The following is a 15,036-nucleotide window of genomic DNA, read 5'->3' on the forward strand; positions in this document are numbered from 1 at the left end:
GCATTTCAATCTCTATATGTCCCGCACCTTGAATCATGGTTTAAGTTGTGGGATTTTTTCGGCATTAACATTTTAAAAAGATACATTTAGAATGTTTTTGGTATATTGTCATTTAAAAAATACGAATCATAAAAACCATGCTACTGCGAGAAAAAAAAGTTCATCATCAATATAGACGGTCGAATGGGGTAACAGGAGCATTTATTGTTCTTTTATTGCCATTAAACATATCGCTTACACATGCTGAAACGTCGAAAAGTTATTTTCAGAATGTGAAACAGGGTTTAGGTAAGTTCATTGCACCTGAGCCGACTCGTACAGGTTACACCGTTGATATTAGTCAGTTAAGTAAATATCAGTTAGACACCTCGCGTATTAATGAATTGCCGCAAGTTACCTCGCCACAATGGGGGCAAACGGGCGCGATGAGCAACTCGGGTATTCCAAATCCACTTGATTTAAACAAAGCTGTACATACAGCAGTGCAAAGACGCCCTGAAATTACACAAAGTATTTCAACGTTGTCTTCGCAAATTGCCAATATTGATGTTGCAAAAGCGGGATATTATCCGCAGTTGTCAGGTGGAATTGGTACAGCAGATTTGACCAAAGGTGAGCGTGGACGTCAGTTACTGTCATTGAATGCCACACAAATGCTTTACGATTTTGGTAAGGTTAAAAATAGCGTCAACATTGAAGAAGCGAAACTGACCCAAGAACAAGCACGTGTCTTGGTTGCATTGGATGACGTGTCTTTCGATGTTGCGAATGCGATTGTGAATATTAAACGCTATCAAGATATTACCAAAATTGCCCAACAACAAATTGCGGGCATTGGTCGAATTGCTGAAATTGCAAATTTACGTGCCAAGGCGGGTATTAGTAGTCAAGCCGATCCAATTCAAGCACAGTCGAATGTCGAAGCAGCTGAAAGTAATTTATTGGTACAACAAACACAACTGCGCCAATATCAACAGCGTTTACGTACTTTGCTTGGATTTGATGTTTCAAATATTGAATGGGAATTGCCAACCAATTTAGTGGCTCACGCCCATTTATATGAAGAACCCAATTTCACTAAAATTCCTTCTTTAATGTTAGCGCAGGCGGGCGTCGATGTTGCGCGCTTGCAAAAAGATCAAGCCAAACTCAGCAACATGCCGACCATCAATGTCAAAGGGAGTCTGAGTCAAGCATTGAATGGGCGTAACCCAAATAACAATGAAGATAATGGCTTATACAATTCAGTCATGATAGAAGCCAGCAGTAATTTTTATCAGGGCGGTGCCACACGTTCGCAAGCACGTGCTGCAAGTTATGCTGAAGAAGCAGCCCGCGCGCAAGTCAATACCGCTTATTTAGATGTGCTTGATCAAGTGCGTTTAATTCGTGAAGAAATTGAAAACAAGCAAAAGCAAATGGATATTTTGTCACAACGCCGTCAGACCACAATGCGCACCAAAGAGCTGTATCAAGAACAATATAAGTTAGGTACGCGTACAGTGGTTGATTTGCTGAATGCCGAACAAGCGATTCATAGTGCCGCGCAGGAAATTGAATCTGCGCGTTACGACATCTATTCGGCACTTGTGCAATATATCCAAGTGACAGGGCGCTCACGTGATGCCTATGATCTTAATAATATTTCAATTCAGGGGTTTGAAGTTCAGCCATGAGTAATAGCATATCTTATCAGCCTTGGCTTCAAGCAGTTCTGAATATTGCCAAGCACTATCGTATTGAGCCATCAGAAGAGCGTATTCGTCTGCAGTTGGATTGGAATCAACATGAAGACATCGATGAACTGCTGAAAATTGTCACGCGTCAAATTGGCTTAAATGTTCGTAAAACCAAGTTTGATCGAGCGATCTTGAATCCATGGCGTTTACCGTTATTGGTGGAGTTTGAAACGGGCGAAGTAGGCGTTATTGATCGTATTGATGCCAATGGCAATGCCAGTCTTCAAATGAGTGGTGATCAGGGCCTTTCACAAGTCTTTGATGTCGCACAGCTCGAACAAGGCGTGAAATGTGTTTATATTTTGCGTCCTGAGTCTTCTGTACCCGATGCGCGTGTGGATGAATATATCAAACCATTCGAGAAGAACTGGTTTTGGTCGGTGGTGTTGAACGATTGGAAACGTTATGTCGACGTTATGTTTGCGTCACTGATTGCCAATATTCTTGCGCTTGCAACCATTGTATTCTCGATGAACGTCTATGACCGTGTGATTCCGTCACAGTCGATTTCTACGCTGTGGGTATTGGCAACAGGTGTACTGATTGCAGCGATTTTCGAGTTTACTTTGCGTGTTTCACGTATTTATCTCTCGGATATCATTGGTAAACGAGCAGATTTGAAAATTTCTGATCGCGTTTTTGGTCATGCACTGCGTATTAAAAATAAAGAACGTTCAAAATCGACAGGGACGTTTATTTCACAAATTCGTGAACTTGAAGGCGTGCGTGAGTTGGTGACCTCAACCACTGTTACCGCGATTGCCGATTTACCCTTCTTCTTCTTGTTCTTGGGTATTTTCTGGCTCATTGGCGGTAACCTATTCTGGGTGATGTTGTTGGTTGTACCTTTGATGATTTTGCCGGGCATTTTAGCGCAGAAAAAACTGGCTAAATTGGCACAGATGGGGATGCGTGAATCTGCAATTCGTAATGCCATGTTGGTCGAAGCCGTGCAAGGTATCGAAGATATTAAGCTATTACGTGCTGAATCACGTTTTCAAAACCAATGGAATCATATGAATGAAGTGTCTGCTGACGTCAGTATGCAACAACGTAAAGTCGTTGGATTGATGACGGCATGGACACAAAAAATTCAAGGTTTAACTTTTGCGATCGTGGTGCTTGTAGGTGCATTTGCCGTCATGGAAGGTGATATGACCACAGGTTCATTAGTTGCGTGTTCAATTTTATCATCTCGTATGCTTGCGCCAATTTCACAACTCACCGGTGTATTAGGTCGTTTACAACAAGCGAAAGTTGCAAAAGCTGGCTTAGATGAATTAATGAAAAAACCGGTCGATCAACCTGATTATTCACATTTGATTCATCGCCCTGAAATCAATGGCGACTACGAGTTAAGTGGTGTGGTGTTTAAATATGGCGAAGATGATCCGAAACCAAGTGTGATGATTCCAAAACTTGAAATTAAGCCAGGCGAAAAAATTGCGATTCTTGGTCGTAATGGCGCGGGTAAATCGACACTGCTGCAACTCTTGTCAGGTATGCAAACTCCAATTCAAGGGAAAGTGAAGCTCGATGGTATTGATATGAGCTTAATTGATCCTTCTGATGTACGTCGTGATATGGGCTTACTCAATCAAAGCTCTGTTTTGTTCTATGGCACGATTCGTGAGAACTTAACCTTGGGTGCACCACTGGCAACCGATCAACAGATCCTTGAAGCATTACAAATTACGGGTGCATTGGCATTTGTCCAAGAGAAAAAAGAAGGGCTAGATCATATTATCTTAGAAGGTGGTATTGGTTTTTCAGGTGGACAACGTCAAGCTTTACTGTTGTCTCGCTTATTGATTCGTCAGCCACGAATTTTGTTGCTGGATGAACCGACAGCCTCTATTGATGATGTGTCTGAAAAACAATTGATTGATCATTTAAAAGTATATTTAGCCAATCGTACCATGGTGGTGGCAACGCATCGCCGTGCAGTACTGGAGTTGGTTGACCGAATTATTGTGGTCAATGACGGTAAAATTGTCATGGATGGACCGCGTGATCAGATTCTTAATCAATCACAAGGTGGGACAAAACGTGAAACTGGAGCAAACGCATGAGCGAACAACAAGAATTAAAGCGTTCAACCAAAGTCAAGTTTCAAGAGCCACCGTTACCCAAAGCCAGTCTGGTGATTTGGATTATTGGAATCGGTTTATTGGTCTTGCTGACATGGGCGTGGCTCTTTAAGCTTGAAGAAGTATCGACAGGTACAGGGAAAGTCATTCCATCATCAAAAGAGCAAACGATTCAGTCTTTAGAAGGCGGTATTTTAACCAAGCTGAATGTCAAAGAAGGTGAAATTGTTGAGCAAGGACAAATCTTGGCGCAACTTGATCCGACGCGTCTCGAGTCAAACGTGGGTGAGTCAGAATCATTGCTGATTTCATCTCGTGCAACGTCTGCGCGTTTAAAAGCCGAAGTAAACGGTACGCCTTTGGTGTTTCCACCAGAGGTGTTAAAAGACCCTAAATTGGTGGCAGAAGAAACCGCGTTGTATCAATCACGTCGTGCCAATTTAGAACAGTCTTTGGCAGGCTTAAAGCAAGCATTGGTTCTGGTCCAACAAGAATTGCAAATGACCGAGCCACTGGTTGCGAAAGGTGCAGCGAGCGAAGTTGAAGTACTACGTTTAAAGCGTCAAGCCAACGAACTCCATAATCAAATGAATGATATTCAAAATCAGTATTATGTCAAAGCGCGTGAAGAATTGTCGAAAGCGAATACAGATGTTGGTACACAACAACAAGTGGTACGTGGCAAGTCAGATACCTTAAGCCGTACTGTGTTTAAATCACCGGTACGCGGTGTGGTAAAAGAAATCGATGTCATGACTTTAGGTGGTGTGATTCCACAAAACGGTAAGCTCATGACCATCGTCCCTTTAGATGAAAAGCTGTTAATTGAAGCGCGCATCTCACCACGTGATATTGCCTTTATTCGTCCGGGTCAAGAAGCTTTGGTTAAAATCACAGCTTATGATTATTCAATTTATGGCGGTTTAACCGGTAAAGTGACGGTCATTTCACCCGATACTTTACGTGATGAAGTGAAGCAAGATCAGTTCTACTATCGTGCTTACATTCGTACCGATAGTGATAAATTGCAAAATAAAGCAGGTCAGGATTTCAATATTACACCGGGTATGGTGGCAACTGTTGATATTCGTACCGGTGAAAAAACCGTGTTAGATTATTTGGTTAAACCATTTAATAAAGCCAAAGAAGCCTTACGAGAACGATAGACTCGATTGTTGCTCAAAAAAGCCCCTCAGATCAGGGGCTTTTTTTGTATGTGCATCGAAAATAGGTATAATTTCAGATGATATTTTAATATTTGATTTCAATGCCTTTTACCATCTCTCAGCTTGTTAGTTTCGAAGAAGACATTAAGAAAAGTCGTTTTCAAGCTTTTGCTACGCCTGTTGAAAATGAGCAAGAGGTGAAAGACTTTTTAGACGCCTATAAAGATGTATCCACCACGCATCAATGCTGGGCTTGGAAAATTGGTCAACAGCTACGTTTTAACGACGATGGAGAGCCTTCAGGCACAGCAGGTAGACCGATTCTAGCTACTATTGAAGGCAATGAGCTGACCAATGTCTTGGTCTTGGTTAATCGTTGGTATGGCGGAATTAAACTCGGTACAGGCGGTTTGGTGCGTGCTTATGGCGGCTGTGCTGGACAATGTCTCATGCTCGCAGAAAAAATTGAACTGATTGAAAAACAAAAAGTTCAGTTCTCATGCCTATTTAATGAATGGGCTATTTTTCAATATGAACTTAATCAACAGAGTATTGAGTATCAAGAGCAATATCATGCAGAAGGAGTCGATGTGATTGCTCTGCTACAAAAACACCAGATTCCCGCCTTTGCACTCAAACTGCAAGACGTGAGTCGTGGTCGTGAAAAATTAAAAATAGTGGATGAGCAAGCCAATGACTGAATCTGATCCCTTATTCAAATATCGTGAGCAACATCAACATCGCTTAAATTATATGCCTTGGCTGTATTGGTCGCTTAAACCCAAAAATCGTGTCTGGGCAGAAGCATGGCAGCAAGAGTATCAAGATTATTTACGTGAAATGGAAACGGTTGAGATTGGCGAAAATTGTTTTATTTCACCACTTGCGCATATTTTTGCTGAACCGGGTCGCAAGATCACGATTGGGGACAACTGCTTTATTGCGGCAGATTGTACCTTGCATGGTCCATTAGAGATTGGCAATGAAGTTGCTATCAATCATCACTGTATTTTAGATGGTGGCCGCGTTGGGATTAAGTTGCATGATCAGGTCAGAATGGCTGCATATTGTCATTTGTATGCATTTGATCATGGTATGGTGCTTGATGAGCCGATCTATAAGCAACCTGTACGTTCAAAAGGCATCGAAATTGGTCGTGATGTATGGTTAGGCGCGCATGTAGGCATTAAAGATGGGATTAAAATTGGCGATCAAGCGATTGTCGGTATGCACAGCATGGTGACCAAAGATGTGGAAGAAAAAATGATTGTGGCGGGCAATCCAGCCAAATTTATTCGTTATCGAGATTAAATACTTCAGCATATGCGTTTTGATAAACTATACAGAGGTAATCAGATTAGATTTCTGAGAAGATCAGTGCTGAGCTTGGGTCGGGTCAGACACGATGGTGTCTAAAAGAGTTGTTTTGTAGAGTCATCCAATATTCATTTTTCAAATCAAGAATTCAAAGTTTCAATACGCCATTCAACAACATAAATCAATTGAAGCACTACACATTTTAGTGCACATTTGCATGACCTTATGCTAAGTTAAAATAAGAATGACTACATTATAACTAGCGAGGCTCACATGAAACGTGTCATTGCCTGTATTGATTCTTCGCCATGCATAGATGCGTTGGCAGAAGCAGCTGCGTGGGTGGCGAAACAGACGCAGCGTGAACTTGTCCTTTTACAAGTATTGGATTATTACCCAGCCAGTTATCACTTAGGTGAAATTAGTGGTGTGATTGGCTTTGAAAGTAATGCCATGTTGTTAAAAGAACTGGCGGAGCTTGAACAAAAGCAAAGTGAAATTGCGATAGATTATAGTAATAATTTGCTGAACCATATTTCAGCTAGAATTAAAGAAAATTATGGTTTAGATACGGTTCATATTCAAGAAAAAGGTGACTTTTTAGAACAAAGTTTTCAAATTCTAGAACCTGACGATATTGTTGTGATTGGTCGCGTAGGGGAACGTTCTGCTGAAAAAAATAAACCAATGGGCACAAATGTTGAAAACTTCATTCGTGGTGCCAATTGTACCGTGATGACGGTCGGGGATCATTTCAAACCACCGACTCGGTTTATTTTTGCCTACGAATATTCTCCGACGTGTATCAAAATGATGAGACGTATTGCGCAGAGTGATTTGTTACGTTTATTACAGTGTCATTTGCTGTATGTGGGGGATCATAAAGAAATTTTGCAAGAACCTTTAAATTTTTTGACTACCGCAGGTTTAGACGTTGTTCCTGAATATCGTTATGGCGATGCTGCGGAAAATATTTTGTCTTATCAGCAAGAACATGGCATTCAATTGATTGTTTTAGGTGCATTTAGTCACAGTAAAATCCATCAATTCTTCTTGGGTAGTATTGCGACGACCATCTTCCGTAAGTCAAAAGTACCACTTTTGGTGGCGAAATAATTTTAGACAGTAGTTCGATAAATATTGAAACATAATGGTTTAAAATTAACCAGAGTTATCCTCATAAATTGTGGATAACTCTGTGGTTATATTTTATAAGTTGTTGTAATTTTTATTAAATATAATATTGGGTGCTTTTTATACGAATGGGATTATTTGACAATGGCGAGTGCAAAACCATCATGTCCTTTGCTGCCCACGGTTTGTAAAGCTGTACAAGAAAGAATCTGTGGGTGATTTTGCATCGCCACAAACATCTCTCGAATGCCTTCAATACTTGGTTTTTTATTGCTCTTATCAATGATGGCACCTGCACGGATCACATTGTCTAAAAAGATGATTGTGCCAGAGTGAGACAGCTTTAAACTCAGTTCCAAATATTCAGGATAGCTTTGTTTATCGGCATCAATAAAAATAAAATCAAAGGCTTCAGTATCTTCAGGCAAATTTCTTAAGACGTCAGCTGCACGACCAACTTTAAGATCAACCTTTTGCTTTAATTGTGCACGATCAATATTTTCTTGACCCATTGCCGCATGCGTATCACGACCTTCAATCGTCAAAATATAACCATCATCAGGGAGGGCGCGCGCAAGCCACATGGTGCTATAAGCTGCAAATGTTCCAAGTTCAAGCACACGTTTGCATTGATTCATTTGAATCAGCATTTGCAATAACATGCCTTGATTTGGCGCGACCGCCAAATGATCAGGAAAACCATGATTTTCGGTATTTTCTAAAGTTTGTTTTAGAATTTGATCTTCAGGAATTAAATGTGAATCGATGAAACTGTCAATGTCTGTCCACATTTGTTGCATAGCATAAGCACCTTTTTTTCGATGCGAGCATTTTAAACCTTTCTTCTCATTGCGCAATTTATTGTTGTATATGTGCAGCATTTTTAGGCATTACATCTGAATTAAACGGCAGATGTAATGCCAGTGTATGTTGTTAGTAATGACACATTGAGCTGCGACGACTCAAATCGGGTCCCCAAGTACGATAACCTTGGGTATCAATATGAATTTGACCGCTCGCATAAAGCCCTAAGCCCATATTCAAGCTTTGACCATGTTGCATCCAAAATTGGCAAAGTTTAAATTTGGTTCGTTCAATATAGGCATAATCTTCAGCTTGTGGATAGGCAGGTCCGATTCGAAAATCAATCGCTGAGTTATATAAGTGACGAGATGAACTTGCACCACCAGCACATTGATTCAGCGGTAAATCACGATAGACCGAAGTCACTTCGAAGTCAGTGAGCACATTGGCAGCGACTAGGTATTTAAATACGCGTAAGGTCGGAATTTGATTCGCCCATAGTTCTTGATTTGGCACCATGTACTGTGAACGACCACATTTTTGCCAATCACGTGCGGTGCGCATCAATTCAAAACTTGGAATAATATTACCAACACCATTGCGCTCTAGAAAAACTTCATACTCGCGCACACGTTTTAAATTTCCCAGTGACGTTGTCCAATTGGTATAAGCATAGGGCACTGTTTTCGGAAGAATTTTTCGATCATATTGTACGGACTCTTGTGGAATAAAAATGCGTTTCCCATCAGGAGTGGTAATCGTCTGACCTTGTTTTTTGGGGCTTGATGAACATCCAACTAAAACAAGAGGGATTACTAAGACAGTTAATAATCCCTTAAAAAAATGCTTCATTATAGAAATCAATTATTTATACACTTTCGCCATTTTAATCTAATTTTAGGGAGAAAAAGCGTAAATTTTGCAATGAAATGTGTAATGTTGGTATAAAAAAAGATCAGGCTAAGCTGATCTTTTTAAAACAGTCAAAATTACTTTTCAAGATATTGTAATTTATCTGCTTTACCATTCCATTCTTCACGATCTGCAGGTTGATCGCCAATTTGTGTGATGTTCGGCCATGTTTGTGATAACTCAGCATTGAGTTCGATAAACACTTCTTGACCTTCAGGTAACTCATCTTCAGAGAAAATGGCATTTGCAGGACATTCAGGTTCACATAATGCACAGTCAATACATTCGTCTGGATTAATTACAAGGAAGTTCGGACCTTCATAGAAACAATCTACAGGGCAAACTTCAACACAGTCTTGGTATTTACATTTGATACAGTTTTCAGTGACAACGAAGGTCATGGCGACAGCTACCTAAAAATATGGTTCTAATTAACGAATAGCGTATTTTAGGCAAAAATAGGGGTAACTAACAATTCCTTTTATTGATATTTATTATATGCAGCACTGTTAATTTTAAAAAAAACAGTGCTTTTGGTCTAAATATCAATAAATGAGAATCATCATCAAATACCCTTAGTGTTTTTGCCTAAATCTAATGATCGAAGACAGAGGATTAAACCAAGTCTTTTAATGCATATAACTGCTGCAAGGCTTCACGCGGACTTAAATTATCAATATCCAATGCATTCAGATAATCAAGCGCTGCAGATTTTTGCGGCACTTCAATCATTTTTTCAACAATTTGGACTTCAGGCTCAGCAAATAAATCATGCTGAACAGTTGGTGCTTTAGTTTGTCCTTGTTGTTTCTCTAAAATATTTAAACGTTTTTGCGCATCTAATATGACATTGCTTGGAATACCGGCTAATTTTGCGACTTGTAAACCATGACTTTGACTGGCAGGACCTTTTTGAACTTTATGCAACAAAATTAAATTGCCATTCAGTTCTTTTGCCGTGACATGATAGTTATCAATACCAACTTCTTTATCCAGTTCAGTCAATTCAAAATAATGCGTGGCAAATAAACACAGACATTGAATACGTTTCGTCAGATCAAGCACACACGCCCAAGCCAAAGATAGGCCATCATAAGTACTTGTGCCGCGCCCAACTTCATCCATCAGCACCAACGATTGACTTGTCGCATGATGCAAAATTTGCGATGTTTCAGTCATTTCGACCATAAAGGTCGATTTACCCGTAGATAAATCATCGGCTGAACCAATACGGGTAAAGATGCGGTCAATAGGTCCAAGTGTCGCTGCTTGAGCAGGTACGAATGATCCACTATAAGCCAATAGGGCAATGAGGGCTGTCTGACGCATGAAGGTCGATTTACCGCCCATATTAGGACCTGTAATAATCGCCATACGATGATTAAAGTCTAATGTCGTATCATTTGGTGTATAGGCGGTTTTATTTAAGGCTTCGACAACAGGATGTCGACCTGCTTGAATATGTACACCAATTTCTGGACTAAATTTTGGACGCGACCAATTTTTTAAGCGCGCTTGATGGGCGAAGTTGCATAGGGTATCAATGTGTGCGATTGCGGCACTCATCATTTGTAGATTGGCAATATCTTCGCGTAGTTCATTTAATAATGCTTCAAACAACATTTTTTCACGGGCAAGAGCACGTGATTCACTTGACAGCACTTTATCTTCAAAAGATTTCAGCTCAGGCGTAATATAGCGTTCCGCATTTTTCAGGGTTTGACGACGAATATAGTGTTCAGGTGCTTGAGCGGCTTGTGCGCGTGATAATTCAATGTAATAACCACTGACACGGTTATAACCAATTTTTAAGGTCGAAATGCCGCTTTGTTCGCGTTCTCTGATTTCAAGGTCAATCAGGAATTGACCTGCATGATCACGGATTTGACGCAGTTCATCAAGTTCACTGTCAAAACCTTCAGCGATGACATTACCATCGCGCAACAACACGGGTGGATTTTCAACGATGGCTGCCATCAAATGCGCATGCAAACCATTAAAATCACCGAGTTCATCATTGAGTTGACTTATCAGCCTAGATTGATTGGTGCTCACAATCGGCTGTAATGCATGACGCAAAAATGGGATTTGTGCGCAGGCTTGACGCAGTTGTACCAAATCACGTGGTCGGGCGCTGCCCAGTGCAATTCGACTTAATACACGTTCAATATCGCTAATTTCTTTTAAGACCAAACGCACAGGTGACTCGTGGAAACCATCGAGTAGCGCTTGAATCGCATCTAAACGCTCATCAAGTAGTGCGGTGTCACGCAAGGGTTGCATCAGCGTACGACTCAGTAAGCGACCACCCATGGCAGTTTGGCAGTCATTCACCAATTGGAACAGCGACGTTCCATGCTCAAATAATGGGTCAATAATTTCTAAATTACGACGGGTCACTGGATCGAGTGCAATAAAGTCCGAACTTTGTTCGAGTTTAATACTGCGAATATGTGGTAAGGCGGTTTTTTGGGTTTCTTTGGCATAATGAATCAGTGCTGCCGCAGCGGCTTTGGCTAACGGTAAATGATCAATACCAAAACCAGATAACGTGCTGACAGCAAACTGATCACACAGGGTTTTTTGCGCATTATTCAGATTAAAATCGACATTTGGGCGCTTGGTGATAGGAACATCGAGCTGTTGTTTTAAATGCTCAATAATATCGGTAGCGTTAATATTTTCATCTAGCACAATTTCGCTTGGCATCAGACGTGCCAATTCAATCGCAAGCTGATTTAAATCATATTTTTGCTGTTGAACTTTAAATATACCCGCACTTAAGTCGAGTAGTGCAACCCCAATTTGATCTTGATGAATACAGAGTGCTACCAAGTTTGAAGATTGATGCGCACCGAGCAAAGCATCATCCGTCAATGTTCCCGGTGTGATAATACGGACTACGCCACGTTCCACAGGACCTTTACCCGTCACTTCACCGAGTTGCTCGCAAATGACCACGGTTTCACCGCGTTTGACCAACCGTGCTAAATAGCCTTCTGCTGCATGATAAGGCAAACCCGCCATAGGAATAGGTTGACCATGCGCTTTGCCACGATGCGTTAGGGTAATGCCTAATATTTTCGCGGCTTTATGCGCGTCTTCGAAAAATAATTCGTAAAAATCACCCATGCGATAAAACATTAAGGAATCGGGATGCTGCATTTTTACGGACATGTATTGCTGCATCATAGGCGTTAATGAAGAGAGATCAGTCATCACTTCTGAACTGGTCATTGAAAAAAAATCCTTAAATAAAGTGTCAAATGCGGTTGAAGATGGAAGCGTTTGGCAGCTCAATATCATTATGCTTTAAGCCTGCCATTTCACGCATCTACAGCATTCTTTGCCTTGAAAATATTACGTTCAGTCTAGCAAACTTCATTTTTAGAAAGAAATGTTATTGAATTTTTCTGCTGTCATTCAATCCATTTGCAGGGAATTAGGCGATATTGAAAAAATTACTTTTTCACAAAACTTGAATATTTTTTAAAATAATCGGTTTAGCCGCATAAAAACGATTACGTCCCAATAATTTGGCTTGGTATAAGGCATCGTCTGCATGACGAATAAATTGATTTATGCTTTCTTGCTCGTTGGGAAAAACAGTGGCACAGCCAATGCTCACTGTTACATGATCCGCGACTTGACTGCAAGGGTGTGGTAGCTGCATTTCATTGATTTGTAGGATGAGTCTTTGTGCAATTTCTTCAATTTTGCGTTCATCAATATTTGGAAATAACAATAAAAATTCCTCACCACCATAACGTGCTGCCATCTCAAAACTGCGTGAGGTAATCAGCTTTAAATGATCAGCAATAATTTGTAGGCAGCGGTCGCCACCCAAATGTCCAAAATGATCGTTATAGTTTTTAAAATAGTCGATATCGACCATCATAATACTTAAAGGCGTTTGATGGCGAAGGGCATAACGCCACTGTTGATCCAAGCATTCAGCCAAATGGCGACGATTCGCCAGTCCAGTCAAGGCATCAAGTTGGGTCAGGCGCTCAAGTTTAAGGGCTTGTTCGGTTAATTCTTTTTTATTCAATTCGATCATGCAATTTTGTAAATAATTTTCACGATGCTGCCGATCAATTGCATACGCGATTGACATGCCTAAGAAACTACTAAAAGTGTAGGTTCGATTTAAAAAAGTCCAATCAATATCGTAATTAAATTTAATGGTCACGAGATAACCAATGAGTCCGCCACTCCAACCGGCAATCATCGCATTGTAAAAACGCATACCGACAAAGCTATAAATAATGACCACGGCATACATCATGGCAGCATGTAATAGGGCATTGTCATTCTTGTCACCAATCATGGTAATAACCATAAATGAGATCGCGACAGCGCCCGCAGAACCGAGTGTCGTATAGGCATCGAAATGGCGGTTTAAACTTTTTATAAAAGACAAACCCCATGCCACCAAAATAATGACGCCCACCCATGCATATAAACCAAACCAATGCAGTGCTGTTTGACTGTTGGGAATGGTCTTATAAATCCCGTAACTCAGAAATAAGTACAAAATTAAAATAATGAAGCCACGATAGCGAAATTCGTAGGCCGCTTCTTCACAATATTGTTGACGATAAATTGACTCAAGCTCATGCGTGAAGTGAACATAATTCAACCCTCGATGTATCAGAGCGCTGATTTTTTCACGACTAATGATATTTGAGCCAGTTAACTTCATATTTAAACCATTTTTAATAATAAGTATTATGGAATCTCAGAATAGTAAATATGCATTAACTCATATTCTTTAAAATATTAAATAGCATAAAAAAATCAAATGGCTCAAGTAACGAAATGAAAAAATTGTATCATTTGTTAAAATATAATAATTATGTGATAAGGGTATTAATACCTAGGATGAATTACAAAATTAAATAATATCCATCTTGCATATTAAAATATGCTGATGAAATATAGTATATAAATAAATCGATTTATATCGTATCTCATAATTCAAATAATATGATCAAAAGAACTTAAAGAAAAAAGGATAGAATCATGACAACAGCATTACGTAGCTATGAAAAGGCCTTAGAAATTACTGAACATAATGAATGGTCACAGACATTTTGGAATGATTTATTACCGTTTAAAGATCGTATTAGTCAGCATCCTTTTTTTGTCTCCATGGCAGATGGAACCTTGACGGTTGAATGTTTCCGCTATGCGCTGCTTAATTTTTATCCATTGGTAGCACATTTTCCTTCTTATATGGGGCTTGCCTTGTCGAAAGCCATACAGTTTGATGAATCTGGAGTGATCGAAACGCGTGATTGGCTGATTCAAAATATTAAGGTCGAGGAGCGGCATTTAAATTGGTATCGTGACTGGGCACAAGGCTTTGGTTTAAGCATCGCTGAGCTTGATGCAGTAGAACCTTCAGCCGCGATGAATGCCGTCAATCACTTTTTATGGAATATCAATACCCGTGGGGATTTAGTTGAAAGTTTGGCTGCGACAAATTTAGCCATTGAATGGGCAACAGGCGATTGGAGTTGCCGAGTATATGCCGGTGTTCAGTCTTATCAAGCGCATCCAGAAATCAATATTGATAAACGCTCCTTGGCATGGTTAAGGGCACATGCACATTATGATGATTTGCATCCTTATGAAGCAATGGAACTTATAAAACGCTTATGTGGCGATGATCTTTATAGACAGCGAAAGGCATTTAATGCTGCGAAAGAAGGTTTAGCTTATTATGAACTCGCCCTTGATGAATGTTATAGAATTCAAGTCAAAAAAAATACTATAAGTAATATGAAATCTTAAAGCTAACTTCACATAAAAATAAATAGAAAGTAATAAGACTAAAAAAAGCCGAATATAATTCGGCTTTTTTTAATT

General features: G+C 40.0%; 12 protein-coding genes. 7 read left to right on the top strand and 5 right to left on the bottom strand.

Annotated elements, in window-relative coordinates:
* The first annotated feature begins 137 nt into the window (after positions 1-137).
* From GFH30_RS05555 to GFH30_RS05580, 6 genes are all read left to right on the top strand, one after another.
* Positions 138-1,676, top strand: coding sequence for a TolC family outer membrane protein (locus GFH30_RS05555; RefSeq protein ID WP_153371281.1), 1,539 nt, complete (start codon positions 138-140; stop codon positions 1,674-1,676).
* Positions 1,673-3,811, top strand: a complete 2,139-nt coding sequence (locus tag GFH30_RS05560) for a type I secretion system permease/ATPase (protein ID WP_153371282.1) — start codon at positions 1,673-1,675, stop codon at positions 3,809-3,811. Before GFH30_RS05555 ends, GFH30_RS05560 begins: the two co-directional genes overlap by 4 nt.
* On the top strand, positions 3,808-4,995 hold the full coding sequence (locus tag GFH30_RS05565; RefSeq protein WP_153371283.1) for an HlyD family type I secretion periplasmic adaptor subunit: 1,188 nt from the start codon (positions 3,808-3,810) through the stop codon (positions 4,993-4,995). The genes GFH30_RS05560 and GFH30_RS05565 overlap by 4 nt, the downstream gene beginning before the upstream one ends.
* Positions 4,996-5,096: 101 nt before the next feature.
* Positions 5,097-5,696 carry an IMPACT family protein gene (locus tag GFH30_RS05570; RefSeq protein WP_153371284.1) on the top strand — a complete coding sequence of 200 codons (600 nt, stop codon included), beginning with the start codon at positions 5,097-5,099 and terminating at the stop codon, positions 5,694-5,696.
* On the top strand, positions 5,689-6,306 hold the full coding sequence (locus GFH30_RS05575) for an acyltransferase (protein ID WP_153371285.1): 618 nt from the start codon (positions 5,689-5,691) through the stop codon (positions 6,304-6,306). Before GFH30_RS05570 ends, GFH30_RS05575 begins: the two co-directional genes overlap by 8 nt.
* A gap of 279 nt (positions 6,307-6,585) precedes the next feature.
* Positions 6,586-7,428 carry a universal stress protein gene (locus tag GFH30_RS05580; protein ID WP_153371286.1) on the top strand — a complete coding sequence of 281 codons (843 nt, stop codon included), beginning with the start codon at positions 6,586-6,588 and terminating at the stop codon, positions 7,426-7,428.
* Between the two features lie 152 nt (positions 7,429-7,580).
* Here GFH30_RS05580 and GFH30_RS05585 read toward each other — a convergent pair whose 3' ends face one another.
* The 5 genes from GFH30_RS05585 to GFH30_RS05605 all read right to left on the bottom strand — a co-directional run bounded on the left by GFH30_RS05585 (position 7,581) and on the right by GFH30_RS05605 (position 13,867).
* Positions 7,581-8,246, bottom strand: a complete 666-nt coding sequence (locus GFH30_RS05585) for an O-methyltransferase (protein ID WP_153371287.1) — start codon at positions 8,244-8,246, stop codon at positions 7,581-7,583.
* Between the two features lie 133 nt (positions 8,247-8,379).
* Positions 8,380-9,102, bottom strand: a complete 723-nt coding sequence (locus GFH30_RS05590; protein ID WP_153371288.1) for a D-Ala-D-Ala carboxypeptidase family metallohydrolase — start codon at positions 9,100-9,102, stop codon at positions 8,380-8,382.
* Positions 9,103-9,239: 137 nt separating this feature from the next.
* The gene (gene fdxA / locus GFH30_RS05595; protein WP_004696359.1) at positions 9,240-9,563 is read right to left on the bottom strand and encodes a ferredoxin FdxA; all 324 of its coding nucleotides are present in this window, start codon (positions 9,561-9,563) and stop codon (positions 9,240-9,242) included.
* Between the two features lie 214 nt (positions 9,564-9,777).
* Complete coding sequence (mutS, locus tag GFH30_RS05600; protein WP_153371289.1) at positions 9,778-12,399, bottom strand: DNA mismatch repair protein MutS; 2,622 nt, start codon at positions 12,397-12,399, stop codon at positions 9,778-9,780.
* 232 nt (positions 12,400-12,631) lie between these two features.
* The gene (locus GFH30_RS05605; RefSeq protein WP_153371290.1) at positions 12,632-13,867 is read right to left on the bottom strand and encodes a diguanylate cyclase; all 1,236 of its coding nucleotides are present in this window, start codon (positions 13,865-13,867) and stop codon (positions 12,632-12,634) included.
* 320 nt (positions 13,868-14,187) lie between these two features.
* Here GFH30_RS05605 and GFH30_RS05610 point away from each other — a divergent pair, with 320 nt between their 5' ends.
* Positions 14,188-14,961, top strand: a complete 774-nt coding sequence (locus GFH30_RS05610; protein WP_153371291.1) for a TenA family transcriptional regulator — start codon at positions 14,188-14,190, stop codon at positions 14,959-14,961.
* Positions 14,962-15,036 lie beyond the last annotated feature (75 nt).

The sequence above is a fragment of the Acinetobacter wanghuae genome (assembly GCF_009557235.1).
Classification (GTDB): domain Bacteria; phylum Pseudomonadota; class Gammaproteobacteria; order Pseudomonadales; family Moraxellaceae; genus Acinetobacter; species Acinetobacter wanghuae.